The 25,567-nt window shown below is 56.1% G+C and carries 29 protein-coding genes and 1 pseudogene; 12 read left to right on the forward strand and 18 right to left on the reverse strand.

All coding sequences use genetic code 11. The annotated features are described in order from the left end of the window. Positions 1-140: 140 nt before the first annotated feature. Positions 141-371, reverse strand: a complete 231-nt coding sequence (locus AD669_RS04340) for a helix-turn-helix domain-containing protein (protein ID WP_053117160.1) — start codon at positions 369-371, stop codon at positions 141-143. A gap of 196 nt (positions 372-567) precedes the next feature. On the opposite strand from AD669_RS04340, the gene AD669_RS04345 reads away from it, so the two are divergent. Beyond that, complete coding sequence (locus tag AD669_RS04345; RefSeq protein WP_053117162.1) at positions 568-924, forward strand: hypothetical protein; 357 nt, start codon at positions 568-570, stop codon at positions 922-924. Positions 925-958: 34 nt separating this feature from the next. Beyond that, complete coding sequence (locus AD669_RS04350; protein WP_053117164.1) at positions 959-1,330, forward strand: hypothetical protein; 372 nt, start codon at positions 959-961, stop codon at positions 1,328-1,330. Between the two features lie 636 nt (positions 1,331-1,966). Here the strand turns inward: AD669_RS04350 and AD669_RS04355 are convergent. From AD669_RS04355 to cysZ, 6 genes and pseudogenes are all read right to left on the reverse strand, one after another. Further along, on the reverse strand, positions 1,967-2,803 hold the full coding sequence (locus tag AD669_RS04355) for a hypothetical protein (protein ID WP_177329665.1): 837 nt from the start codon (positions 2,801-2,803) through the stop codon (positions 1,967-1,969). Positions 2,804-3,129: 326 nt separating this feature from the next. Further along, positions 3,130-3,924, reverse strand: coding sequence for a phage antirepressor KilAC domain-containing protein (locus tag AD669_RS04360; protein ID WP_053117166.1), 795 nt, complete (start codon positions 3,922-3,924; stop codon positions 3,130-3,132). A gap of 63 nt (positions 3,925-3,987) precedes the next feature. Continuing rightward, positions 3,988-4,629 carry an ATP-dependent Clp protease proteolytic subunit gene (locus AD669_RS04365; protein ID WP_053117168.1) on the reverse strand — a complete coding sequence of 214 codons (642 nt, stop codon included), beginning with the start codon at positions 4,627-4,629 and terminating at the stop codon, positions 3,988-3,990. A gap of 712 nt (positions 4,630-5,341) precedes the next feature. After that, positions 5,342-5,653 (reverse strand): annotated as a pseudogene (locus tag AD669_RS28705) (tyrosine-type recombinase/integrase); the annotation flags it as partial. 63 nt (positions 5,654-5,716) lie between these two features. After that, positions 5,717-7,006 carry a DUF6538 domain-containing protein gene (locus AD669_RS04370; RefSeq protein ID WP_053117170.1) on the reverse strand — a complete coding sequence of 430 codons (1,290 nt, stop codon included), beginning with the start codon at positions 7,004-7,006 and terminating at the stop codon, positions 5,717-5,719. Between the two features lie 89 nt (positions 7,007-7,095). Next, complete coding sequence (gene cysZ, locus AD669_RS04375) at positions 7,096-7,848, reverse strand: sulfate transporter CysZ (protein ID WP_053117172.1); 753 nt, start codon at positions 7,846-7,848, stop codon at positions 7,096-7,098. 312 nt (positions 7,849-8,160) lie between these two features. On the opposite strand from cysZ, the gene trxB reads away from it, so the two are divergent. Then, a complete protein-coding gene (gene trxB, locus AD669_RS04380) occupies positions 8,161-9,123 on the forward strand; it encodes a thioredoxin-disulfide reductase (protein ID WP_053117174.1) in 963 nt (320 codons plus the stop codon). 188 nt (positions 9,124-9,311) lie between these two features. On the opposite strand, the gene AD669_RS04385 is transcribed toward trxB, so the two are convergent. The 6 genes from AD669_RS04385 to AD669_RS04410 all read right to left on the reverse strand — a co-directional run bounded on the left by AD669_RS04385 (position 9,312) and on the right by AD669_RS04410 (position 12,432). Further along, positions 9,312-9,650: a HopJ type III effector protein gene (locus AD669_RS04385; RefSeq protein WP_053117175.1), complete on the reverse strand. Its 339-nt coding sequence runs from the start codon at positions 9,648-9,650 to the stop codon at positions 9,312-9,314. Beyond that, a complete protein-coding gene (locus AD669_RS04390) occupies positions 9,643-9,939 on the reverse strand; it encodes a DUF1244 domain-containing protein (RefSeq protein WP_053117177.1) in 297 nt (98 codons plus the stop codon). The genes AD669_RS04385 and AD669_RS04390 overlap by 8 nt, the downstream gene beginning before the upstream one ends. A gap of 98 nt (positions 9,940-10,037) precedes the next feature. Beyond that, the gene (folX, locus tag AD669_RS04395) at positions 10,038-10,409 is read right to left on the reverse strand and encodes a dihydroneopterin triphosphate 2'-epimerase (protein ID WP_053117178.1); all 372 of its coding nucleotides are present in this window, start codon (positions 10,407-10,409) and stop codon (positions 10,038-10,040) included. Beyond that, on the reverse strand, positions 10,410-10,970 hold the full coding sequence (gene folE, locus AD669_RS04400; RefSeq protein ID WP_053117179.1) for a GTP cyclohydrolase I FolE: 561 nt from the start codon (positions 10,968-10,970) through the stop codon (positions 10,410-10,412). A gap of 21 nt (positions 10,971-10,991) precedes the next feature. Then, positions 10,992-11,702, reverse strand: coding sequence for a dihydromonapterin reductase (folM, locus tag AD669_RS04405; RefSeq protein WP_053117181.1), 711 nt, complete (start codon positions 11,700-11,702; stop codon positions 10,992-10,994). A 160-nt stretch (positions 11,703-11,862) separates the two neighbouring features. Further along, positions 11,863-12,432, reverse strand: coding sequence for an antibiotic biosynthesis monooxygenase (locus AD669_RS04410; RefSeq protein ID WP_053117183.1), 570 nt, complete (start codon positions 12,430-12,432; stop codon positions 11,863-11,865). Between the two features lie 210 nt (positions 12,433-12,642). Here AD669_RS04410 and AD669_RS04415 point away from each other — a divergent pair, with 210 nt between their 5' ends. Beyond that, positions 12,643-13,602 (forward strand): MerR family transcriptional regulator, encoded by a 960-nt coding sequence (locus tag AD669_RS04415; RefSeq protein WP_053117185.1) that lies wholly within the window; start codon positions 12,643-12,645, stop codon positions 13,600-13,602. Positions 13,603-13,605: 3 nt separating this feature from the next. On the opposite strand, the gene AD669_RS04420 is transcribed toward AD669_RS04415, so the two are convergent. Together AD669_RS04420 and AD669_RS04425 are read right to left on the reverse strand one after the other, a co-directional pair. Next, positions 13,606-14,211 (reverse strand): hypothetical protein, encoded by a 606-nt coding sequence (locus AD669_RS04420; protein WP_053117187.1) that lies wholly within the window; start codon positions 14,209-14,211, stop codon positions 13,606-13,608. 54 nt (positions 14,212-14,265) lie between these two features. Next, a complete protein-coding gene (locus AD669_RS04425; protein ID WP_053117190.1) occupies positions 14,266-14,742 on the reverse strand; it encodes a PAS domain-containing protein in 477 nt (158 codons plus the stop codon). A gap of 153 nt (positions 14,743-14,895) precedes the next feature. On the opposite strand from AD669_RS04425, the gene AD669_RS04430 reads away from it, so the two are divergent. Further along, positions 14,896-15,351 (forward strand): flavodoxin, encoded by a 456-nt coding sequence (locus AD669_RS04430; RefSeq protein WP_053117192.1) that lies wholly within the window; start codon positions 14,896-14,898, stop codon positions 15,349-15,351. On the opposite strand, the gene AD669_RS04435 is transcribed toward AD669_RS04430, so the two are convergent. After that, positions 15,341-16,228 (reverse strand): LysR family transcriptional regulator, encoded by an 888-nt coding sequence (locus AD669_RS04435; RefSeq protein ID WP_053117194.1) that lies wholly within the window; start codon positions 16,226-16,228, stop codon positions 15,341-15,343. The two genes, AD669_RS04430 and AD669_RS04435, sit on opposite strands and share 11 nt — an antisense overlap. A 97-nt stretch (positions 16,229-16,325) precedes the next feature. Here AD669_RS04435 and AD669_RS04440 point away from each other — a divergent pair, with 97 nt between their 5' ends. The 5 genes from AD669_RS04440 (at position 16,326) to AD669_RS04460 (ending at position 20,319) form a co-directional block, all read left to right on the forward strand. Then, positions 16,326-16,712 (forward strand): CidA/LrgA family protein, encoded by a 387-nt coding sequence (locus AD669_RS04440; protein WP_053117196.1) that lies wholly within the window; start codon positions 16,326-16,328, stop codon positions 16,710-16,712. Beyond that, the gene (locus AD669_RS04445; protein WP_053117198.1) at positions 16,702-17,388 is read left to right on the forward strand and encodes an LrgB family protein; all 687 of its coding nucleotides are present in this window, start codon (positions 16,702-16,704) and stop codon (positions 17,386-17,388) included. The genes AD669_RS04440 and AD669_RS04445 overlap by 11 nt, the downstream gene beginning before the upstream one ends. A gap of 132 nt (positions 17,389-17,520) precedes the next feature. Beyond that, positions 17,521-18,303: a class II aldolase/adducin family protein gene (locus AD669_RS04450; protein WP_053117200.1), complete on the forward strand. Its 783-nt coding sequence runs from the start codon at positions 17,521-17,523 to the stop codon at positions 18,301-18,303. After that, on the forward strand, positions 18,303-19,205 hold the full coding sequence (locus AD669_RS04455; protein WP_053117202.1) for an alpha/beta fold hydrolase: 903 nt from the start codon (positions 18,303-18,305) through the stop codon (positions 19,203-19,205). The genes AD669_RS04450 and AD669_RS04455 overlap by 1 nt, the downstream gene beginning before the upstream one ends. Before the next feature lie 202 nt (positions 19,206-19,407). Next, the gene (locus AD669_RS04460) at positions 19,408-20,319 is read left to right on the forward strand and encodes an SDR family oxidoreductase (RefSeq protein WP_053117204.1); all 912 of its coding nucleotides are present in this window, start codon (positions 19,408-19,410) and stop codon (positions 20,317-20,319) included. A 48-nt stretch (positions 20,320-20,367) separates the two neighbouring features. On the opposite strand, the gene AD669_RS28710 is transcribed toward AD669_RS04460, so the two are convergent. Both AD669_RS28710 and AD669_RS04470 read right to left on the reverse strand, forming a co-directional pair. Then, a complete protein-coding gene (locus AD669_RS28710) occupies positions 20,368-20,991 on the reverse strand; it encodes a hypothetical protein (protein ID WP_256218808.1) in 624 nt (207 codons plus the stop codon). A 403-nt stretch (positions 20,992-21,394) separates the two neighbouring features. Next, on the reverse strand, positions 21,395-21,655 hold the full coding sequence (locus AD669_RS04470; RefSeq protein WP_053117206.1) for a hypothetical protein: 261 nt from the start codon (positions 21,653-21,655) through the stop codon (positions 21,395-21,397). Between the two features lie 721 nt (positions 21,656-22,376). Here AD669_RS04470 and AD669_RS04475 point away from each other — a divergent pair. Continuing rightward, entirely contained in the window at positions 22,377-24,170 is a 1,794-nt protein-coding gene (locus tag AD669_RS04475; RefSeq protein WP_053117208.1) for a DUF1302 domain-containing protein, read from the forward strand. Between the two features lie 23 nt (positions 24,171-24,193). Beyond that, complete coding sequence (locus AD669_RS04480; protein ID WP_053117210.1) at positions 24,194-25,561, forward strand: DUF1329 domain-containing protein; 1,368 nt, start codon at positions 24,194-24,196, stop codon at positions 25,559-25,561. The last annotated feature ends 6 nt before the right edge of the window (positions 25,562-25,567 follow it).

Consider the following 25,567-nt stretch of genomic DNA (forward strand, 5'->3'; position numbering starts at 1 on the left):
GGTTGTACTGTATGCACCGGAAACAGGGCTATTGACGAGTCTTGGTTGTGTGGTGGGGTGTGCCCGAGGCCTGCGAGGAAATAGATACTTATTAGTTTGATCAGCTCGCTGCATGGTGACAGCAGGGCGGTCACAACCCCTTACTTGCTGAAAATAAGGGTCTCCACATCGGCAATGAGCGCTGAGGGCTGGCACTTCAATGCAGTGGCCAGCTTGAAGATGATGTTGATGGTGGGCTGATGAACGCCACGTTCAATCAGGCTGACGTAATTTCTTTGTATGTCGGCCTCCAGCGCCAGCTTCTCCTGCGTTAGACCTTTGAGTTTCCGCCGCTCGCGGAGAACTTTACCGAATGCCAGCCCTGCGTCCAAACCGTATCCCCCTCGTCAGAGGGGTGCACTGTCGGTCGCATAGCAATGCACGTCTTCACAGTATACTGTGAATATTGGGCGCTTCATGGCACCATTCGCTTTAATGCTATCGGCATTTGGTGGTCAGCATCTGCATTCAGGCCCCAGCCATGGCATGAGCTAGTTAAGACAACAACACCCCCCTGGGAGCAGCGTGATGAACGAACAGAAAGGTGCTACGCCATATGCCGCTGATTGTGATGGTGAAACCTTATACGCAAATCCTTCAGCCTTTATGGGACTGAGTGGGTTGAATCGAACAAACCCGCACGCTACTTCAGTCATGCTTACGCTGATGTCGATCATGGGTGGCAACGGACTTGTGCGGACTACCCAAGCGACAGTTGCCAAGCATTGCAACTATACCCTTCAACAGCTTGAGAAGGCTGTAGCCGACCTTGCGGAAGGAAAGTGGATTCTGTCCGTAGATGCCAGCCCTGAACCAGGTGGAAGCCTCGTGTGCACCGTGAATCCTAAAGTTGCCAGATCAGATAAGCCCGAAGAAATGGCGTAAACCATCCTTCGGATTCACGGTTGAGAGGTGACTGATGACTGAACAAAAATCACCCAAAGATCAAGCTGTACCTGTCCCGCGGTACGCGTTTGAAGCTATGTCGGCTTATGTGCCGCTGGATGGTGACAAGGTGGCGGTGATGCTGCTTCTGCTGATGCGAATGGACTGTAACCGGGCTGTGAGGATCGACACGTCTGTGTTGCCTAATTTTCTTACCCTTCATAGTGAACGGGTGGATCGCGCGGTCTCAAGCCTCATTAAGAAAGGCTGGGTAGATTCAGTTGATGAGTATGCGATGCGGCACAGTATCCTTGATTGCGTAGTCCACCCAGCCTTCATCCACTCGGACTTCGATACGCTAATGATGGTGCTAGGCGCCCGCTTAACGGCAGTGGATGTTCATTAGGCGGAGATATGTCCCAAACCCATCACTGCACGCTAATGATCACATCTGGATGTTAACGTGCGTGGGATGAGCTACCCCTAGCTCATCTGGTGAGCTACTTATACGGCTTACCCATGGGGCAACCCTTCACGTTAGCGACCAGTTCATTCAGGCTTCTTATGCCGCTCGGCATGGTTAACATCAAGGTCAAGGGTGGCGGCTGCATCTTCCTTCCACCCTGCTGGCATAACATGTAATCGGTGGGGCAGGGGCAAGAAGCCCCACAAGCTTTTGACTTTAACTGTGCAGGTATAAAGTGACTGAAAGTCACGGATTCTCTGACCTCTAGCTTTGTACTCTCCAAGATTACTACCTGTGCCTCAGGGCACGAGTAACAACTGTACATAGCAGGGGGAAGATGGGGATAAACCCATCCCCTGCTCTTGCTTTGTATTGTGCAAGGGACAATGGTGCCATAGGCACAGGCTTATTCCCTGTGATCATAGTCACAGCTAACTTCCTGCATTGATTAATAGTGGCTCACGCAATAAGGTATATCTGCAAGTTTCAGAGCAAAAGCAAAGCGGGGAGGGGCTTCTTGCCCCCTCACTCCCCTTAACTGTATAGAGTTGTGATCCGTGCCTGCGGCACAGGTTATTATGCCGTGGCGTAAACGCCACACGTAACTATATAGAGGTGGTTAATCTCAAAGCTACGCTTTGGCGAAGCGTTCCCTCTCCTACCTTGCGGTAGAAGTGGAAACTTCTTATTTATAATAGGAAGTTTGCAGGCCCCTTGAATTACGGGGGCTTCAGGGCAATTCTTGCGTAACTTTTTAAGATTTCCTACGGAGCCGTATGCGGCAATGGCAATACCGCCTGTGGCATTATTCGAGCCTGCTTCGCCAGCGTTCAGGCTGCTAATAGGGCGATACCATTCGTGAGTGTAACGCACCTTAGTTGTGGCGAAGTCTCGGAACACCAGCCGTGGATTGATGAGCAACATAATCTCGCCCGCGCGGACGCCGTCCCGAGAGGTGCGGATTTTAAGCATGTTCGCATCTATTAAGACTCGTAGCTTCTTCATCAGATTAGACTCCGCTATTCCCAGATCCTTTGCCAAGTCAGCCCGAGTCATGAAGATCACATTCTGGTAGAGCACAAGACTGTGGAGTTTCTCAAGCAAACGTTGCTGCGGGAGAGTGATCCGGCAGTCAACTCCGGAACGGCGCCACCTTCCATGAGCATAGTTAACTGTGTCTTGAAGCGAATGCAGCTCGTGAGGCGGCAGTTTCCGTCGATCAACGAAACTTAGGTAATCGCGAAAGTCATCAACGCTTCGACACTTCCCTAGTTCACTTTGGTACTTAATAGAACCTTCAAACACCGATGAATTGCTGTGGTATCCATGAAATTCACCAGTGCGTTGATCGATGATCAGACCATCGACGCAGATGAGAATGGTTTCAGTAATTGGTAGTTGTGGGCTGTGCATGGTGTTGCGCCTTATCTGTTAATTCGGTTTCATAGAAAAGTCCTCGTGTGGTTTCCGGTTGATCAGTTCCAGAGACGCGCAGATCCATATTGCAGGCGACAATGGTTAGCTCTGCTCAAAGGCTTAGAGAGGTGAACACTTGAGGTTGTATATGTGCTAGTGCACTACGGGGTGTGGCTGTCTACAACTTCTACGGTTTTCGTCAATGGCTAGTTTCGCGACACCAGCCATCTTCAGGGAGCATTTTAAGGGCTGTCTAGAATTTGCCCTTGATTACACGTAGGTCTTTAACTATCCGTTCATAGGTTGGGAGCGTAGACCATCAGTTACGCGGCTTCATTTTCTGGCAGTAAACCGGCCTCACGGAGCAACTTGCCGATATAGATTTCACCCTTCCCAGTTACCATCGTTTGGCTGTAGAGATAAACTTTACCGTCGTATTTATACTCCTTTCCCTCGACCTTAAAACGGCCGGACTCGATTTGATTCTGGTAGGGTGGATTGTCCGCGGTGTTCCGTAAAACCTTTCTATCGCGGAGGAACTTGAACAGTCTATTAGTGCCAATTTCGTATTTTTTCGCTACTTGTTCCATCGTTTGGCAGTTCACTGCATTCTTCACTGCCTCATAGTATTCAACCTTCGGGACATTTTCTTCAGCCGCCTGCTCCAGTCGAGTATTCTCTTCCATCAGTTCCTGAGCCCGAGCCAGCAATGGCTGGAGGTACTTCAGCGGATTGATTAGCAGATCCTGTGCCGCGCTCTCATGGACAGCCACGCCATCCTTTACAAACCGGTCGTAAGCCTCAATCACCTTCAGATGGAATCCAGGGCTAATCCACATCGCATAAGCATATACAAGTGCCTTAACAACATAGGTGCCACCAGTGCGACCAGGCTTCGTCTCCACAGGATTAATTGTGCTTTTAAGCATAATTTCTTCCTGTAACTCCTTGAAAGCGCCGTGTCGCATCCATTGGGCGGGGGACTTCGTAATCGCTCCTCCTCCCGCTTTGTGTACGTCATTCAAGCAATAGCGCCCTTCATCGTCCTGCTCAATAGTGATATCACCGATTACGACTTTTTTATATTGGTGATTGGTCAAGTTTACAATGTTTCTCATTTTATAATGCTTTCCTTGCAATTTAAGAGTCAGTTGCTGCTGATGATAGTATTTTAGTTTGTGTTAATCTGCTATGCGGTTTTCCCGACGCTGCATGATTTCTTTGATTTGTCTAGCTTGGCATTCTTTGCGGTAATCTTCATGTCGCGGAATACGGTCACGCAAATCCTCTGCATAGAAATACAGATCCTTTCCATTATTTACGACGTCGAACAACTCTTCTTCAATGAGAAATCCCCGATAGATATTCTCAATCCACTCACGGTTTACCCGGTTCATATGTGCGGAACTTGCACGAACATCCGATTCTTTGCCATAGCCCGGCGTGTATGAGCAAGAGTGAATCATCATTGTGCTGCTATCGTAGATCACCCATGCATCGGCTTCTAGCGCGATGGCTGAAGCGGCGGACGCACATGTAAAGCCGATCTCGACTGTGATCTTTGCCTCGCATTCGTCCATTCGGCGGCATAAGTAATCACAAGTTTCGATGCTTCCACCAGGTGATGAAAGTTGGATATATACGTGGTCTCCCTCTCCTGCATTGGCAAGGATGTTTACGAATTCGCCATACTCATGGATTTCGCCGATAGGGCCGGTGATTGGCACGACGTACTGTTTCGAAACTCGCTGCTTGGCAAGGATGTTCTTCGGGCGGTAAATTTTTTCGAGTTCTACGAATTCGTTGTTGGCTTGATATTTCATTTAGTTGTCTTCTCATACGGATTTCAGGCAAAAGGTGGCCGTCGCTCACAGTTAAGAGCTGGTGCGGGTGTATTCACCTTTTGAGCTATAGTTTGGTGGTGCTATTCTTGTGTTGGGACTAAGTTAATTCATCGATCCTGTGGTGGGTTGGGGTGCTTTTTTCGGGCAATAGGCTCTCGTAACGTAAGCTGTGAGTTTCGTCGAACTTATAGTGTAATTCGGACGAGTTTGCGTACGGGCTCTATGCTAAGCAAAGTATGAAGCTTTATTCTCTTGCGCTATATAGTTCATCTTTAGTTGTGGTTTGAAGCTTTTTTTGGGGGGGGGCGCCGACTTATCTTGCGGTCATGGCATGGTTATTACTCATATAATTGAAACTAGGGCTACAAAGTCTACATTTGTTAAATCTCGAGAACGACAAAAACCCTGTGCAGTTCCCGGTGGTTTCCGAGCTCGGCAGAGAGTTGTGTTCTTACTTGTCCAATGGACCTGGGTGTCTAGGTGAGGTGCGGTGCAGATATTAACAAGTTAGTAGTTGCTGTCAACAGGTATTGACGTTTTTCGTAAGTGAATGGAGGCGTCTTTAGTAGGTCTGTTTTTTGTTTTGCTTTTGTTGGCGTGGATACTATCAGGGTGGTGCGCATTTTCAAAGAAAACTTTTACGCAAGTTTGTGGTATTTGCCACTTCTGGCAACTTGGTGTCAGTGCGCCATCAACTTCCACAGAAAGTAAATGACGCTGGCGTCGCAGCGAACTCCTCTATATAAAGGATGACTTTGTCCAGAGCATCCGGCATCGCCTTAAGCGGGGTGCGGCTGTCGTAGATGCTAACGGTGACCGCGCCATCTTCGTGCCCGGCAATCCGTTTGATCAATGAGTCTTGAACCCCGGCATCTCGCAGGTCATCAATGAGCGCGTGACGGAAGCTGTGGAACGTCTTCTTCGGGTCAGTGATGCCCAGCTTCGTCTTGTACCGAACGAATCACTTCGACGGTGCGTGGCCCAGCTTTCCTCGCACGGTCTGATTACCCCGGTCGACGATCAGTACTATGCCCGCCAATACCTACACTGGCTTGAGAGATCCTCTTCATTCGCAAGGCAGCAGACCTGCCGCTTTCGCAAGACTTGGCAGCTTCTGTATCTCCGACGCCATTCTTGAAAGCGGGTTGATGCCATAGCTGTCGCCTATGTGCCCTGACGCATGCCCGGTGATCCAGTCGCTTACCTCTTTGGGGATGCCGTGCTCCCTGGCCAGCGTTTTGAAGGTGTGTCGAAATGCGTGCAGCGGATTGCGGCCTGGTTGATACACGCCACAGAGTTGAGTGATCGGACGCCATGATTTGGAGACGATTCCTGCAAAACCGTCGGAGACTTTGACCAGTTGGGGGAACACCCTCGTTCCGGGCTCGCGCCCTTGTACAAGCGTCAACAAGCCAAGGGCAAGTAAATCAGGATGGACAGGAATTTCTCTGCGACTGCTGTCTGTTTTTACGGACTTGTCGGGGCGGTCGTCGATGACGCGAATGAACCATGAGTTCCTTTCGTGCTGGTGAATGTCTTCAACGTACAACTGAGCCAGTTCTTCGCGACGGCCACCAGTGTAAGCGGCTATCAACGGTATCCAGAACACTGCGTTGCCTGGACGGCCCTTGGCAGTTCGTAGCCGCTGAAACTCGGCATGACTGAATAGCGTGACCAGTTCGCTCCAGGTGTATCCCCTATTATCGTCTAGTCGGCGTTTCGGTTTGCCTGATCCTAGACGCTTGTGAATCCGTGATGCGGTCACGGGATTCGCTTCAATCAGTCCGGAGTCCACTGAGAACGCCATCACTGATGACAGCCTTGCCAATAGCAGGCGCGTGGATGAGGTCGCCAGTGGCTTCACGTCGGCGTTTACGGGTTGGATCAGGTTGGCTGCGAAAGCATGGATGTGCGAAGGCTGGATCGCAGCAATGGGCATGTCGCCCATGTCCGTAATGAACCGATTGGCGGCACGGCTGTAGTCGACAGCATGACGCCGCGATACGTACTCCGACCTGCCCGACATGGAGATGGATTGAACGTAATGTGCTAGCGCTGCTGACAGCATTACATGGGATTCTGTCTGTGCCGGCAGTAAAGGAGTAGGTAGGGCCTTCGCGACTCCTTCCGGCTTATGGTGTTCGATGCAGATCCCTTGGCGGGCATCGTTGAACAGTCGCTCGGAGTCCGCATACGCAATGGCAAATGCAGCCTTCGCTTGGTGGTGGATTCGAGTGTTCAGCGAACGGCGAATCTCGGTCTTGCCGATGATATGTCTTAAATCATCCGGCACCCTGCGTCGGAGGTAGTAGATGCCCGAATCGGGGTGCCGGAATGGTTGTGCTATCAGTGCCATGTGTACCAGCCTTGTGTATCAGTTGGCTGGGAAAGGGCAGTTCAAGCGTGATCAGCAAACGTGTTCTTTCAGTCAGTCATGACGCCGCGTTAGCGTTGAGTCACCAGGTTCTCGGCGCCACGCTCACGCACCCAGAACAGCGTCGCACCGGCGACGGCGGCCGGCATCATCAAAATGTTCACCACTGGAATCAGCAGCACCAGATAGACGATCCCGCCAAAACTCATGCTCTGCCAGCGCTTCTGCCGCAGCCAGGCGAGCATCTCGTTCCAGCCGAGTTTGTGGTTGTCCGCCGGGTAGTCGATGTACTGGATCGCCATCATCCACACGCCGAACAACAGCCACAGCGGCGCGGCGATGATGTTCACCACCGGGATAAACGAGAGGATGAACAGGCCGATTGCGCGGGGCAGGAAATAGCTGAGTTTGCGCATTTCCCGGGCGAGGGTGCGCGGCACCATCTCGATCAGTTCGCCCCAACTGAAGGCCGGGAAGTCATCGGTGCCGCGCACGACCACTTCGACTTTTTCCGCGAGGAAACCGTTGAAAGGTGCGGCGATCACGTTGGCGAGCATGGTGAAGGTGAAAAACACCATCAGCGCCACCAGCACGACGAACAGTGGCCAGAGGATGTAGCTGAGGAAGCTCAGCCATTCCGGCAGCGACGGCATCAGCGTGTCGACCCAGAGGCTGAACTGGTGGCCGGCCAGATAGATCAATCCGACGAACAGCACGAGGTTGATCGCCAGCGGCAGCAACACGAACAGGCGCAGGCCAGGGCTGAGAACCAGTTTGAGGCCTTCGCGCAGGTATTGCGGGCCGGACAGAACAGGGGCGGGCATAAGGTGCTCCGAGCAAGGGAAAACGCGCCGACCTTACCGACTTTGCAACGGCGGCGAAAGCACGGTAGAGCGATCGACATTCACTGTAACAAAGACGTCCATCTCGTCAGTGTGTCGGCATAGAGACCACCTATGAGCTGGATTGTTAATCCGTATTTCCTTAATCTTGCCCCCCTCGATACGCTGCACCCAACTTTTTACAGGACTGTCGAGCTCAAGCCTTCCCCAAGGTTTTCCACGGTCCTTTTTTATTTCCGCCGGCAGTCCGGCGATCCGTGCCAGTTTTTTCGGCCCGGTCAACAGGAGCAGGTCATGTCTGAAGTCCGTCATTCGCGAGTGATTATTCTCGGTTCCGGCCCTGCCGGTTACAGCGCTGCGGTATACGCGGCCCGTGCCAACCTCAAGCCACTGCTGATCACCGGCATGCAGGCCGGCGGTCAACTGACCACCACCACCGAAGTCGACAACTGGCCGGGCGACGTTCACGGCCTGACCGGTCCAGCCCTGATGGAGCGCATGCGCGAGCACGCCGAGCGTTTTGAAACCGAGATCGTTTTCGATCACATCAACGCTGTGGATTTCGCTGCCAAGCCTTACACCTTGACCGGCGACAGCGCGGTTTACACCTGCGACGCCCTGATCATCGCCACTGGCGCCAGCGCTCGTTACCTGGGCCTGCCGTCGGAAGAAGCGTTCATGGGCAAAGGCGTTTCGGCCTGCGCAACCTGCGACGGTTTCTTCTACCGCAACAAGCCAGTCGCTGTGGTCGGCGGCGGTAACACCGCAGTTGAAGAAGCGCTGTACCTGGCCAACATCGCCAGCACCGTGACCCTGATTCACCGTCGCGAAACCTTCCGCGCCGAGAAGATCCTGATCGACAAACTCAACGCTCGCGTCGCCGAGGGCAAGATCATCCTCAAGTTGAACGCCACTCTCGACGAAGTCCTGGGCGACAACATGGGCGTGACCGGTGCGCGTCTGAAGAACAACGATGGCAGCTTCGACGAAATCACCGTCGACGGCGTGTTCATCGCCATCGGCCATACCCCGAACACCTCGCTGTTCGAAGGCCAGTTGACCCTGAAAGACGGTTACCTGGTGGTGCACGGCGGCCGTGAAGGCAATGCGACTGCGACCAGCGTCGAAGGCATCTTCGCTGCCGGTGACGTGGCTGACCACGTTTACCGTCAGGCCATCACCTCGGCCGGCGCCGGCTGCATGGCGGCACTGGACACCGAGCGTTACCTGGACGGTCTGCAGAACGCATCGTTCTAAGATCGCAGGCATAAAAAAACCGACCAGATTGGCCGGTTTTTTTGTGCCCGAGAATCAAAGTCACCACACATCCCATGTGGGAGCGAGCCTGCTCGCGAAAGCGGTATATCAATCGACATCAGTGTTGAATGTCAGTCCGTATTCGCGAGCAGGCTCGCTCCCACAGGGGATTGTGGTTGGGTCTGGGATCAGCGGCGGGTCAGGGGCTGTGCGCTGAACTTCACGCCGGCCAGACCGTGTTTGATCAACGCACGGATGTTGCCGTGATCGCTGCCCTCAGGCGTCGCCACTACCGAGCGATAATGCTCGCCAAACGCCAGCAGCGCTTCTTCATCGCTCAGGCCTTCCAGCAGCGCCAGGCCCAAGGTCTTGCACGAACCTTCGTTCTGCCCGGCGGCGTTTTCCACGCCACCGTTGTTGAAAGCTTGCGGCTGGTAGTCGTAACCGGCAGCAATGAAAGCCAGGGTGTCGGCGAAAGCGTGGTCGCCGCTTTTCAGGCTGGCGCGCAGGGTGTTGAGGTCACTCATGGGTTTTTCCTTTGGCGAACGCCGCTTGCTGGTCGGCGCTGGCTTCTTGCTGATATTGGGCTTTCCACTCGGCGTACGGCATGCCATAAACCACTTCGCGGGCGTCATCGAGGCTGACGTCGATCTGGCGCTCGTCGGCTTCGGCCTTGTACCACTTCGACAGGCAATTGCGGCAGAACCCGGCGAGGTTCATCAGGTCGATGTTCTGCACGTCCTTGCGGCTGTCCAGATGGGCGACCAGCCGGCGGAAGGCGGCGGCTTCGAGTTCGAGGCGTTGTTGCTCGTTCATGGAGGTCTCTTCGAGACAGCTTCAAGCGGCGAGCTTCAAGCTGCAAGTTTGGATTGTGGGTGGCGGTAGCTTAACGCTTGCAGCCCGAAGCTTGAAGCTCAGCGGCTTGCCGCGAGGGTGATCGATACCGATTCGGCAAATCGCAGCGCATGCGGCTTGTCGACTTCGACTTCGGCGTACAGCACCGAACCGTTGCTCATCACCAGATCGAGCAACTCCTGCGTCAGGCGTTCAAGCAACGCAAAACGGTTGCCCTCGACGTGAGCGATGATCGCTTTGGTGATCGTGCGGTAGTTCAGCGCGTGATCGATGTCGTTGTCACGCACCGCTTCCTGCGCGGCATACAGAATGGTGACGTTGATCAGCACATCCTGCTTGTTGAGGATCTCGTCCTCGTTGATCCCGATAAAGGTGCGCAAGCGCAGATCCTTGACCCGGATGCGCGCCATTCCCGGTTGAAGTTGTGGCATTTACTTGCTCCGTCCAATCAATTGCAAGAACTCCTGACGGGTGTTGCTCGACTCGCGGAAGGCGCCGAGCATGACCGAGGTGTTCATCGTCGAATTCTGTTTTTCCACGCCGCGCATCATCATGCACATGTGTTTGGCTTCGATGACCACGGCGACCCCAGCGGCATCGGTGACCTGTTGCACCGCGTCGGCGATTTGCCGGGTGAGGTTTTCCTGAATCTGCAGGCGTCGGGCGAACATGTCGACCAGCCGCGCGATTTTCGATAATCCCAGCACCTTGCCTGTCGGAATATAAGCCACATGGGCCTTGCCGATGAAGGGCAGCAGGTGATGTTCGCACAACGAGTACAACTCGATGTCGGCGACGATCACCATCTCGTCACTGTCCGAAGCAAACAGCGCGCCGTTGACGATTTGCTCGACGCTCTGATCGTAACCGTGACACAGGTATTGCATCGCTTTGGCCGCGCGCACCGGGGTGTCGAGCAACCCTTCGCGGTCGGGATTTTCGCCGAGACCGATGAGGATTTCACGGTAGTTTTCGGGCAGGGAAAGGCTCATGGACATCCTCGCAGCTAGGCGTTATTTGACGTGCCGCCCGCCGTTGACGGTCAGGGTCGTACCGGTGACATAAGGGTTGTCGAGCAGATAGCGCAGGCTCTGATAGATCACTTCGCTGCCGGGCTCGATGCCCAGCGCCGATTTGGCCAGCGCTTTGGTGCGGTACGCCGCGTCGTCGTCGGGATTGAACAATAGCAGGGCCGGCGCGATGCCGTTGACCTTGATTGCTGGCGCAAAGCGCGCGGCGAAGGACAGCGTCAGGCTGTCGAGCCCGGCTTTGCTGGCGCAATAGCCGATGTGTTTGCTGCTGCCCTTGCGCGTGACATCGTCGCTGATATGGATGATGTCGGCGGGTGTCGAGCGGTGCAACAAATCGGCGCAGTGCAGGTTGATCAGGTAGGGCGCGAGCATGTGCAGATTGATCATGCGCGTGAAGGCTTCCGCCTCGCTGCCCGGGGTTTCGGCGAGCCATTCGGAGGCGTTGTGCACGATGGCGCGCAGGCTGTCGGTGTGGTTTTTCAGTTCGCTGATGAAGGCGAGAATCCCGGCTTCGCTGGAGAAGTCGGCGAACAGGCCGATGGCGCCCAAATCGCGCAGTGTTTGTACGCCGGGACGTTCGGTGCGGTAGGTGAAGATGACGCGATGACCGTCTTCAAGCAAACGCTGCGCGCAGTGCAGACCGACACGCTGGCCGGCGCCGGTGATGAGGATCGGGGCTGCGGAAGTGGACATGAACGGCTCGCATCGCGGTGGGAGCAAAAACTATAACAGCGACACGGCTTGCTTTGCGCTTTTGTAGGAGCAAGGCTTGCCCGCGAAAGCGTTGTGTCAGGCACCTTCAATGCTGAATGACACGCTGCTTTCGCGGGCAAGCCTTGCTCCTACAAAGATATCAGCGATTTTGGGATACTGGCTCGGCTGGTACACGTCGAACTGGCGCGCTGTTCAACCAATTCGCCAGTAACCGCGTCGACAACGGAATAAAGAAGTAAACCATCAATGGCGTCAGGCACAGCGTGCTGATAAACACCCGCGGCAACAGACTCATTTCGCCGAGCAACGGCCCAAGCACAAAGTTGAACAGCATCGACACCGGAAAGAACGCCAGCCAGATCGCCACCGCCTGTTTCCAGCGTGGCGGACGCTGACCCGCCGCACCGAACCAGCCTTCGATGCCGCTGACGCGATGTTCCTTCGGATGCGCAAACAGATCGCTGCCCCGATCCAGCCATGCCGTACGCGAAGCCGAATGCTCCCACGCATGCAACGTCTGTTCATCGACGAAGCGGAAAATGATTTGAAATTCGTTATCACCGGGCGGCGGAGCGAGCACGCCAGAGCCGAGATAACCGGGAAAGTCGGTGGCCAGTTGTTCGCCTTCGCGCAACCAGGCAATCAGATCCTGATAGCGACCATCGGCGACGCGACGCGCGACCATCAGCGTGACGGGTGAAGTAGACATTGTGTATCTCCGTATTTCATTCGCGGCACTCCGGGTGGGAGTTTCGCCAGACGCGCGCCGGGGTAGAGGCCCGCGTTTATTGCCAAGCAAGGATTATTCCTGAATTTCGCGATTTAACCAGAGACTTTCGTCGCAGTTCATCGCTTTTACCTTTAGCGGGCATTGCAGCTAGAATGGATCCAATCACTTTACAAGGACGTTGAGCGCACTATGCCTGTCATCACGGAGCTGAGCCCTGTTTCACGGGCGTCTGACGCGCTCGAGCGCGAAGACCTTTTCCCCATTCGTGAAGTATCTCGGTTGACTGGCGTTAATCCAGTCACCTTGCGTGCCTGGGAGCGACGTTACGGTTTGATCGAACCGACGCGCACCGAAAGTGGGCATCGGCTGTATTCAATGACCGAAATCGAGCGCGTTCGCAGCATTGTCGAGTGGATTGATCGTGGCGTCTCCGTGAGCAAGGTCGGCAAAATCCTCGCGAAGACCGAACCGCTAAAAGCACTGTCGCACATCATTTCCGATGATCAGGTGCAAGCCGATTACCAGCAGTGGCAGCATCAGGTAAAGCGTGCGGTCAGCGCCTTCGACGATCTTGAACTGGATCGTGTCTACGGCCAGATTTTTTCTTCTTATTCGCTGCCCGTGGTTTTTCAGGACATCCTGCTGCCGCTGTGGCGGCAATTGCTGCTGGGGCAGGACGCCTTCGGACACACCAGCGAATGGCTGTTCTACGACGGCTACCTCAGAACCCGCGTACTGCAACGAATCATCGCGTTACGCACCACGCAGCCCCGCAAGATTCTCGTCAGTGCATTGGCCGGTCAGTGCCGTGAACTGGAATTGCTGGTGGCCGCGCTGTTTTTGAGCAGCAGCGATGCGGGTGTTCGGGTATTGACGACCGGTCAGCCATTCGATGAATTGACGCTGGTCTGCGAAAAGATCAAACCGCAGGCGCTGGTGCTGTTTTCCAATCATGCACCGGCCCCCGAGCTGCCACGGCGTTTGAACCGTTTGGCACTGAGTCTGGATTGTCAGGTGTTGCTGGCGGGGGATGCGGCGGACCTGGCAGAGGAAACTCTGGCCGGATCGTCAATCGGTTGTCTGGGCAATGAAGGCGCGACCATGCGTCAGCGGCTGACGCAATATCTCGCGGGCAAACTCGATACCTGAGACTCAGGTGTGCAGGGCAGGGTGGGTCAGGCGATGTTGTTGCAGAATGAACTGGCGCAGGCGCTCGGTTTCATCGGCATCGGTCTGGCTCAGTTCGTAGGCGAAGAAACCTTTGTCGGTCTCACGCTCGAAATTGCCGCGCAGGGAAATTCGCTCATAGCCTGAAGGGCTGAACCACAGGGCGAAATGCTTCGGTGGTTTGGTCTTGTTGCGCACTTCCAGCAACACGCCTTTGTGCGACACCTCATGAACCCACAACGTCCCCGGTTGGCCATTGGCGTTTTCCAGCGCCACCGGCTCGTCCAGCGCCAGGCGCCATGGCCGCACCATCGGGCCGTCTTCGTAAATGCTCGGCACGCCGAGGCGCAAATGCAGCGCGTGGAACTCGTCTTCCACCAGGTGCAGCGGGAAAGTCATCTGTTGGTTTTCGAAGTTGGCCTGAATGGTCACTTGTTCGTGAGCGGCCAGGCGCGTGAGCAAGTCACGGATCTGCGAACCGCCATTAACCAGCAGACTCGACGTCGCATCCCGCACATTCAGTTGCGGGTTGTGCTGCATGGTCTGGATGAAATCCAGCTCATCCTGAGTGAGGAGGGCGTCGCGTTGCATGGCTAGCTCGAAAGATATAGTTACAAAGTCATTGGTGATTGTAGTTAATGACAATTAGTTCGCTGATTTGTTTGCGCCGTTCGTCGCTTTCAGTTCTGCCAGCTGTGCTTTCAGTGTCGCGACCTCCTGTTCGAGTTGCGCAACACGTTGCTGAGCCTTGACCTGAATCGTTACATCTTTCTGCACGCCGACGAAATAAGTCAGCCCGTCGTCAGCGCTTTTTACCGTTGAAAGCGACAGTTCGTTCCAGAACGGCGTGCCGTCCTTGCGATAGTTACGCAGGATTTCCCGGCACGATCCATTGTTGCGCAGCACCTCGCGAACCCGCTCCAGACTGGCCTGATCACGGTCTCCGGCCTGCAGAAAGCGGCAGTCCTGATAGAGAATCTCTTCGCTGCTGTAGCCGGTCAGCTGTTCGAACGCGGGGTTGACGTAAATCAGGATGGTGTCCTGATCGCCTTCCTTTTCCGCTACCACGATTCCATCGTTGGAGGCGTTGATCACCATTTGCAGCAGGCTGGCGTTGATCATCTGTGAGTCCGTTCAGAATGGCCGAGGGTTCGCATTCTAGATAAACCGTCAGCGCTGTCTACTGGCCATTATCGCCAGTTGAGATCCAATCGCAGCTTTGCGGCTTGGGCTGCTACTATCGCCGCTCATTTTTTCAGTTTCAGGATCAGATTGATGAAAGTCGCCATCCTCTCCGGTTCGGTTTACGGCACCGCCGAAGAAGTCGCCCGCCATGCCCAGAACCTGTTGAAAGCCGCTGGCTTTGAAACCTTCTACAACTCGCGCGCCAGCCTGGCGGACATTCAAGCGTTCGGCCCGGAAGCGTTCCTCGCGGTAACCTCGACCACTGGCATGGGCGAGTTGCCGGACAACCTGCAACCGTTGTATTCGACCATTCGCGATCAACTGCCAGCCGCGTGGCGCGGTTTGCCGGGCGCGGTCATCGCCTTGGGCGACGCCAGTTATGGCGACACCTTCTGCGGCGGCGGCGAGCAAATGCGCGAACTGTTCGGCGAACTGGGTGTGCGTGAAGTGCTGGAGATGCTGCGCATCGACGCCAGCGAAAGCGTGACCCCGGAAACCGACGCCGAACCTTGGCTGGCGCAGTTGATCGACGCGCTCAAGGGCTGATCGGCCGCTCGCGCAGGAGTGCCAGCCACGCCTGCGCGGCATTCGACAAATAGGCGCCCTGACGCCAGATAAACGCGATGTCCCAGCGCAGATAGTCCGGCGCACGCAAGGTCAGGCGCACCACGCCTGGCCGCACCAGCCCGCGCGCCACCACGCTGGGCAACAACACCACGCCTTGCCCGGCGGCCACCAGTGCCGCAAGAAAATCCGCCTGACCGCTGCGCCCGCCTTCCTTCGGCGTAAAGCCCATTTGCTGGCACGCCTGCAGCAAACGATCGTTGAGCACGAAGCTGCGCTGATAAAGCAGGAACGGCGTGTCGGCGAGCTCTTCCAGGCCGATTTCGCCGCGATCCGCCAACGGGTGATCGACCGGTAGCAGCGCATCGAGCTTCTCATCGCAAAACGGCTGACAGTCGAACTGCGGATCCTTCGGCAACAAACTGCCACCCAGCTCCAGTTCACCGTTGAGCACGGCTTGCTCGATGTTGCGGCTGCCGCCCTCGAGCAATTGCACGCTGATGTTTGGGTAGCGCCGACGGTATTCGGCAAATAATCCGGCGAACAAAGCATCGCTGCCCAACAGTGGCAGACCGAGGCGCAACTCGCCACGGGCCAGATGACTGAGATCGTCCAGTTCGACCAGCAATTCGTTGCGTAAACGCAGCATGCCTTCGGCCCGTTGCAAGACCACGCTGCCGGCGGCGGTGAGGCGCAACTGTGAACCGAGGCGTTCCAGCAGCGGCGTGCCGAGGCTCTGTTCCAGTTGCGCGACTTGTTTGCTCACCGCCGATTGGCTGATGTGCAGGGTTTTCGCCGCTTGGGTGAAACCGCCCTGATGCATGACTTCGACAAAACTGCGCAGCTGTTTGAATTCCATATGCCTGATTCCGTTTTGGAATGGCTTTGAGTCTAACAATTCGCTTCGGGGATGGCAGGCCACTTCGTAAAATAGGCTTCTGTAAGGAGCCAATCTCATGAACGCCGCCCGCTTCAAACACCTTTCACGTCTCTTTGTCGAACTCGCCGTGTTACTCGGTCTCTACCTGCTCGGCTGCCAACTCGCCGCGTGGCTGGCTTGGCCGATTCCTGGCGGCGTGATCGGCATGGCGCTGTTGCTGCTGGCCTTCGCATTCGGTTGGGTCAAACCGGCGGCGCTGCAATTGGGCGCGGGCTTGTTGATGGCCGAAATGCTGTTGTTCTTTATCCCGGCGCTGATGAGCCTGCTCGATTACGGCACGTTGCTGCGCAACGACGGCTGGCGGATTTTGCTGGTGATCGCCGCCAGCACTTTGATGGTGATGCTGGTGACCGCATTCACCGTGGAATTGGCCGTGCGCGCGAGGCGTTCCCATGAAGCTTGAATGGATGCCGATGTTCTGGCTCGCCTTCACCTTGCTGGCGTACTTGTTCAGCCGCTGGATTTATCGGCGCACCGGGCGCTATGTGTTGTCGCCGCTGATTTTGGTGCCGGCGCTGTTGCTGGCGCTCGCCGTGCCGCTGCACACCGCCTATGCCGAATATTCCAGCAACACCCATTGGCTGATGTTGGTGCTCGGCCCGGTGACCGTCGCGTTCGCTGTGCCGATCTGGCAGCAACGCCGATTGCTGATGCGGCACTGGTCGGCGCTGATGCTCGGCATGGTGGCCGGCAGTGCAGCGTCGATCGGTACCTCGTTCGGCTTGGCCAAGGCATTGGCGCTCGACAGTTCGGTGACGATGTCGCTGGTACCGCGTTCGATCACCACGCCGTTCGCCATGCCGCTCGCGCAAAATCTCGGCGGTGTGCCGGAGTTGACCGCGGTGTTCGTGATGTTCACCGGCGTGTTCGGCGCGATGCTCGGCGGCGTGCTGTTGAAGTGGTTGCCGCTGCGCAGTGCCTTGGCACGTGGCGCGTTGTTCGGCGTCGGCGCGCACGGTGCCGGGGTCAGTCGCGCGCATGAAGTGGGCGGTGAAGAAGGCTCTGTCGCCGGGCTGGTGATGGTGCTCACCGGGTTGCTCAATCTGTTTGCTGCACCTTTGTTGGCGTCGTTGCTTTGACATGGATCCAAGCTGTTTGCACGACTGACCCGGTCAGTCATCAAGCTGGCTGCCAATGCAACTACGTGATTGCCTGCACCTGACTAGACTGCTCACACGTTGCAGAACAATAAGAACGCAGAGGTGCATACAGTGAGCGTAGCCCCCGTCCAATCGTCCCTTAACGTCAAAGACCAGGTCAGTGCTGCGGAATGGCAGACCCGTGTCGATCTCGCCGCTTGTTATCGTCTGGTCGCCGCCCATGGCTGGGACGACCTGATCTTCACGCATATTTCCGCCAAGGTGCCGGGCACCGAAGACTTTCTGATCAATCCGTTTGGTCTGATGTTCCATGAGATCACCGCGTCGAGCCTGGTGAAGGTCGATCAGGCCGGCAACAAACTCATGGACAGCCCGTACGAAATCAATCCTGCCGGCTATACCATCCACAGCGCCGTGCATGAAGTACGGCACGATGTGGTTTGTGTGCTGCACACGCACACCGCCTCGGGTGTCGCGGTGTCGGCGCAAAAGCAGGGCGTGTTGCCGATCAGCCAACAATCGTTGTTCGTGCTGTCAAGCCTCGCCTATCACGGCTATGAAGGCGTGGCGCTGAACCACGAAGAGAAGGCGCGTTTGCAGGCCGACCTCGGCGAAAACAATTTCCTGATGTTGCACAACCACGGTCTGCTGACCTGTGGCAGCACCATCGCCGACACCTTTTTGATGATGTTCACCTTCCAGCGCGCCTGCGACATTCAGGTGATGGCGCAAACCGGTGGCGCTGAACTCATCGCCATCGAACCGCAAATTCTGGCAGGCGCCAAAGCGATGATCGCCGGCGTCACCAAAAGTGCTCAAGGCATGGGTGGCGCGCTGGCCTGGCCAGCGCTGCTGCGCAAACTCGATAAACAAGACCCCGGATATAAACTCTAATGCCACTTGCCGAGATTCCTCTGTGTGTCTGGCGTAAACGCAGCCGGACGTTTGTCTTTCGTGGTCAGCCGATCCGTTACTGGACGGCGGGGCAGGGCGAGCCGCTGCTGCTGATCCACGGCTTCCCGACCGCCAGTTGGGACTGGCATTACCTGTGGCAGCCACTGGCCCAGCGTTATCGGGTGATTGCCTGCGACATGCTCGGTTTCGGCGATTCGGCCAAGCCGATCAACCACACCTACAGCTTGCTGGAACAGGCGGATTTGCAGCAGGCATTGCTCGCGCATCTACAGGTCGAGCAAGCGGTGCATGTGCTGGCGCACGATTACGGCGACAGCGTTGCGCAAGAACTGCTGGCCCGGCATTACGAAGATCGCCTCGAAATCGCCAGTTGCGTGTTCCTCAACGGTGGCCTGTTTCCGGAAACCCATCGGCCGGTGTTGATGCAGAAACTGTTGCTGAGTCCACTGGGCTGGATGATCGGCCGCGCGTTTACCCGCGATGCGCTGGTGAAAAGTTTTCGGCAGATCTTTGGGCCGAACACCCGCCCGTCAGAGAGCGAACTGGATGATTTCTGGAGCCTGGTCGAGACCAATCGTGGGCCACGGATCATGCACAAACTGATCAGCTATATTCCGGAGCGTCGGGTGCAGCGTGATCGTTGGGTCGCGGCGATGCAGCGCGGTGAAATTCCTCTGCGGGTGATCGATGGCGAAGTCGACCCGATCTCTGGTGCACACATGGTGCAGCGCTATTGCGAGTTGATTGCTGATGCCGACGCTGTGCTCCTGCCGGGCATTGGTCACTACCCGCAAACCGAAGCGCCGGTGCAAGTGCTTAAGCACTATCTGGAATTTCGCGAGCGTCAGGTGCTGCCACCGCGCAAAGTTGCCTGCTCCTGAAGATCAAAAGATCGCAGCCTTCGGCAGCTCCTACACCGATCCCCTGTAGGAGCTGCCGAAGGCTGCGATCTTTTGCTTTTCAAACCTGACTATCCCCCAACCTTATCGCACACCATTCAGCCCCAGCCCTGTTCGTTGTGACACCACGCCCCGTGCCTGACACTCGGGATCAATGTCCCATTGGCCTGCTGGAGTTGCCTCGATGAATGAGTCTGTGCGTTTCGAAGATAAAGTCGTGATCGTCACCGGAGCCGGTGGTGGCCTTGGCCGCGCCCACGCACTGCTATTCGCCAAACAAGGTGCGAAAGTGCTGGTCAACGACCTCGGCGGCTCGGCTCAGGGCGAAGGCGCCAATGCCTCCGCTGCCGACCGCGTCGTCGCCGAAATTCGCGAAGCCGGCGGCACCGCCGAAGCCAACCACGACTCGGTCACCGACGGCGGCAAACTGGTACAAAACGCCCTCGATGTCTTCGGCCGCGTCGACGTGGTGGTCAACAACGCCGGCATCCTGCGCGACAAGACCTTCCACAAAATGGACGACGCCGACTGGGATCTGGTTTACCGCGTCCACGTCGAAGGCGCCTACAAAGTCACCCGCGCCGCATGGCCGCACCTGCGCGAGCAAAACTACGGTCGCGTGATCTTCACCGCCTCAACCTCCGGCATCTACGGCAACTTCGGCCAGTCCAACTACGGCATGGCCAAACTCGGCCTCTACGGCCTGACCCGCACCCTGGCCATCGAAGGCCGCAAAAACAACATCCTCGTCAACGCCATCGCCCCAACCGGCGGCACGCGCATGACCGAAGGCCTGATCCCGCCGCAAGTGTTCGAACAACTCAAACCGGAACTGGTCAGCCCGCTGGTGGTGTACCTGGCGAGCGAGCAATGCCAGGAGACTTCTGGACTGTTCGAAGTCGGCGGCGGCTGGATGGGCAAAGTGCGTTGGGAGCGCAGTTTGGGCGCCGGGTTTGATCCGCGAGTGGGTTTCTCGCCGGAAGATGTCGCGGCGCACTGGCAGCAGATTTGTGATTTCGAAGGCGCGGCGCATCCGAAGGACAATATTGAAGCGCTGAAGGAAATGATGGCGAATTTGCAGAAGTATTCGCTTTAAGGGACGTTTTAGCCTCGCTGCGTTCTCGACGTGGCGAGGCTCTTTCTTTTATTCCTCGTACCGTTTATCAATTATGAATTCCGGGAGTTTCCAATTTGGGCCCGAAATGGCGATAGCCTCTTTGCCCTCAGCCAATACGCCTTCATGAAATAATTCCTCGTATGTTTTACACAGTTCACCGCGCGCAATGACTTCAAATCGATAACGCCCGAACAGTGTATCGAGGGCGGGAAATGCCAAACCGATTGCCAACACTGATAACAAATCCCTGAGATTTTCTTGCCTGACAGCCTGCTCGAGTTTTGCAGGCGAACTCTTGATTCTGCTGATGCATTCAAATGCTTCCAGCTCCTGCTTTTTCGCAGCGTCAATCGCCTCGACGGTGTAGCGCAATGCCTCATCATCACCCAGTTTGAAATCTTCAAGTGTGGCCGAATGGACGTTATTCCAAAGCGACGGATTACTTTTGGGAATGTAGTCGTCAGCAAGCCCCATCGCTCTGAATCGCTCCATCATTCGAATGGCGTGCGCGTAGTACCGGCGATCGGTGTCGGTCATCTCAAGCTTGCACTCCAGGATGGCATCAAGACGCGCAAGCATGATGAGGTCGGCAGCAGATCCTTTTCTTTCGATTTTAGTCTCTGCGGCTTTAACAAAATCTTGTTCCAACATTTGTTTTACTCGCTGCAAGTTTTTCGGATTTTTCGGAGCGATTAACCTACATCAGCTTTTGAACAGACATATCTGCATCGTTCGTCAGTAATGACGCGCGTATTTGTATGAATAATCTTTAGCCCTGAATTAAAGCTTGGCATCAGCGGGTCAAAAAGAGATTTCCTACAACTGATGGGAAAACTTCCTGATGAATGCAGGAGAGGTGGGCAAAACGGCGCCCATAAAAAAGGCCGCTGCAAACGCAGCGGCCAAGGTAAGACGTTGGATCAAGGAGCTAAAAATCAAAAGTCAGTGAGCGCATCTTTGAGATAAATATGGAGGCGCTTGGACAATTGATGGCGCATTTACAGAAGTCTTCGTTCTGAGAAAAGAACCATCAAACTCAGGCTTGATGGTCCGGTTAGGAGTATCTGTTTTCTATCATGAATTTTGGGGCTTTCCAGTTTGGGCCTTTGGCTGCCAAGCCTTTGTCGCCGTGTGCCAATACACCAGCAGCAAGAAGACGCGCGTATGCCATTTCCAAAGCTCCGTATTCGGAGATCAGCTCTCGGTTATAACGTCTGATCATCATGTCCAGATGCGGATTCGCGTTGAACAGCGAGAATACGGTGACGATGTCATCCAAAGATTCATTTTTTACGATTTGCTCAATAGTGCTCATTACCACATCTCCTTGAGTAACTTCTGATATTCGCGCTCTTGCTGTAGGTCGAAAGATGATATCCCTGTCACTCGCCATTGCTTGATACGTTTCAAGTTACAACGGAATTTTATCGGATGTTTCCGATAAGGTCGTAAGTCAAGTTGTGCGGAGTTGAGTGAGATTTCACTACTTAGGAAATTTCGCCGGTTAATTCGTTACACGCAGAAAGAAATTTCCGATGTCCCTTTCGGAAAATTCGCGTAGGACGAAGCAGTGACTTTTCCCGAGGCATAAAAAAGGCCGCTGCAATCGCAGCGGCCAAGGTAAGACGTTGGATCAAGGAGCTACAAATCAACGTCAGTGAACACCGGGGCGATAAACCGACCTATCGATTCATCTGAAATTTGTCAGCAATGGCCAGAGTTGCTCATGGCCAGTGCTTCGGCGCTTTTCGGCGTATCCCGTGAAAGCCCGCTCAGAATAAGCAGTTCGGCCTGTAGGAAAAATAGCGATTCCGGACATGCACTGTTGCGGAGCATGCAACAGTCGCTGTGCCCCGGCATGCACCATGCGCTGCGCTGATGATCGTCCATCCAGCTCACTCATGGATCGCGCAAAGCCCCGTGCTGTGCGGGCATTCATCCTTTCGAGCGACAGCGTGAATACCTCCTTGGTGCGCTTATCGTCCGGTGGTGGCGGCAGTAGGGTGGGGCCTTCTGTCACTCACCGGGGAAGACGCATGACAAAAACAACAATGCGCGCCATCTTCACACCGCAAGCGCTGGCCGCTGCGGTGGCTCTGGGTTGCTGTGCCCAGGCGCAGGCGGTTTCGTTCAACATCGGCGAAATCGAAGGGACGTTCGACTCGTCCTTGTCGATCGGGGCGAGCTGGGGCATGCGCGATGCCGACAAGTCGCTGGTCGGCACGGTCAACGGCGGTACCGGGCAATCTTCCACGGGTGATGACGGGCGCCTGAACTTCAAGAAAGGCGAGACCTTTTCGAAAATCTTCAAAGGCATTCACGACCTAGAACTGAAGTACGGCGACACCGGTGTGTTTGTGCGCGGCAAGTATTGGTACGACTTCGAGCTGAAGGACGAAGACCGCGAGTTCAAACAGATCAGCGACAGCGGTCGCAAGGAAGGCGCCAAGTCTTCCGGCGCGCAGATTCTCGATGCCTTCGTCTATCACAACTATTCCATCGCTGATTTGCCGGGCACTGTGCGCGCGGGTAAGCAGGTGGTGAGTTGGGGCGAAAGTACCTTCATCGGCAACTCGATCAACAGCATCAACCCGGTCGACGTTTCCGCGTTTCGCCGTCCCGGTGCCGAGATCAAGGAAGGCCTGATTCCGGTGAACATGTTGTTCGGTTCGCAAGGTCTGACCGATCAACTGACGGTTGAAGGCTTTTACCAACTGGAGTGGGATCAGACCGTTCTCGACAACTGCGGCACGTTCTTCGGTGTCGACGTGGCGGCGGATGGTTGCAACAACGGCTACACCGTCGGCAGTCCAGCCATTGCACCGTTTGTGCCGTTGACCCAGGCATTCGGTCAGGGCATTCAGGTCACTCGCGAAGGGGTGGTGATTCCCCGTGGCGGCGACCGCGATGCGCGGGATTCCGGGCAGTGGGGCACGGCGCTGCGCTGGCTCGGCGACGATACCGAGTACGGCCTCTATTTCATGAACTATCACAGCCGCACGCCAACGGTGGGCACCACTACGGCGGGGCTTTCGACGCTGGCGGCGTTGCCGGGCATGGTCGGCATTGCCAACGGTCTGGCGCCTGGCAGCGGTGCGGGGCTGGCGCAGAGCGTGATGCTTGGACGCGGTCAGTACTACCTCGAATACCCGGAAGACATTCGCTTGTACGGCGCGAGTTTCTCCACCACTTTGCCCACCGGTACCGCGTGGACTGGCGAGATCAGCTACCGGCCCAACGCGCCGGTGCAGGTCAACACCAACGACTTGACGCTGGCGCTGCTTAACCCGATTGCCGGTGGCACGGCCTCGCCACTGACGACCTCGCCGGGCGCGGACAACAAGGGTTATCGCCGAAAAGAAGTGACGCAAGTGCAGAGCACCCTCACGCACTTCTTCGATCAGGTGTTGGGCGCTGAACGTCTGACCGTGGTCGGCGAAGCGGCGGTGGTGCACGTCGGTGGTCTGGAGTCGCGCAGTCAGCTGCGTTATGGCCGCGATTCGGTGTACGGCCAGTACGGTTTCGGTGGCGACACCGACGGCTTTGTCACCTCGACCTCGTGGGGCTACCGCGCCCGGGCGATTCTCGATTACGCCAACGTGGTCGGCGGGATCAACTTCAAACCCAACCTGTCGTGGTCGCATGACGTCGCCGGTTACGGGCCCAACGGCCTGTTCAACGAAGGCGCGAAAGCGATCAGCGTCGGCGTCGATGCCGACTACCGCAACACCTACACCGCGAGCCTCAGTTACACCGACTTCTTTGGCGGTGACTACAACGTCCTCGAAGACCGTGACTTCGTGGCCCTGAGCTTCGGCGTGAACTTCTGATCTGCCCGAGAAGGATGACTGCAATGCGCAAAATGATTCTGCAATGTGGTGTGCTGGCCCTGAGTGTGCTGGCGGCCAACGTGATGGCGGCGGTGTCGCCGGATGAAGCGAACAAACTCGGCACCAGCCTGACCCCGCTCGGTGCTGAAAAGGCCGGCAACGCCGATGGCTCGATTCCGGCGTGGACCGGCGGTATCCCGAAAAACGCCGCCGCAGTGGACAGCAAAGGTTTCCTCGCCGACCCGTTCGCCAACGAGAAACCGTTGTTCACCATCACCCCGGCCAACGTCGACAAGTACAAGGACAAGCTGTCCGAAGGCCAGGTGGCGATGTTCAAGCGCTACCCTGAAACCTACAAAATTCCGGTCTACACCACTCACCGCACCGTCGCCGTGCCGCCGGAAATCTACGAATCGGCCAAGCGCAGCGCGCTCAACGTCACCACCATCAACGACGGTAACGGCTTGGCCAATTTCACCGGCAACCGCTACTACGCCTTTCCGATTCCGAAGAACGGCGTCGAGGTGTTGTGGAACCACATCACCCGTTATCACGGTGGCAACGTCAAACGCATCATCACTCAGGTGACCCCGCAGACTAACGGCAGCTTCACGCCGATCCGCTTCGAAGAAGAGATCGCCGTGCCGCAATTGATCAAGGATATCGACCCGGAAAAAGCCGCCAACGTGCTGACCTTTTTCAAACAATCAGTGACCGCGCCGGCGCGTTTGGCCGGCAACGTACTGCTGGTGCACGAAACCCTCGATCAGGTGAAGGAGCCGCGTCTGGCGTGGATTTACAACGCCGGCCAGCGTCGGGTTCGTCGGGCGCCGCAAGTGGCGTATGACGGCCCGGGCACGGCGGCGGATGGCCTGCGTACTTCGGACAACTTCGACATGTTTTCCGGCGCACCGGATCGCTACGACTGGAAACTGGTCGGCAAGAAGGAAATGTACATCCCGTACAACAGCTACAAACTCGATTCGCCGAGCCTGAAATACGACGACATCGTCAAGGCCGGGCACATCAATCAGGATCTGACCCGTTACGAACTGCACCGTGTCTGGGAGGTGATCGGTACGGTGAAACCGAACGAGCGGCACATCTACGCCAAGCGCCACATGTACATCGATGAGGACAGCTGGCAAGTCGCACTGGTCGATCACTATGACGGTCGCGGTCAACTGTGGCGCGTGGCCGAAGGTCACTCTGAATATCACTACGAGCATCAGGCACAGGCTTACACCCTCGAAGCGCTCTACGACATCATTGCCGGTCGCTACATTGCCCTGGGCATGAAGAACGAAGAGAAACACAGTTACGAATTCGGCTTCGAAGCCAAGGCGGCGGATTACACACCATCGGCCTTGCGCGCCGAGGGCGTTCGGTAACGGTCT

The sequence above is a fragment of the Pseudomonas sp. P1.31 genome (assembly GCF_001269815.1).
Lineage (GTDB): Bacteria > Pseudomonadota > Gammaproteobacteria > Pseudomonadales > Pseudomonadaceae > Aquipseudomonas > Aquipseudomonas rustica.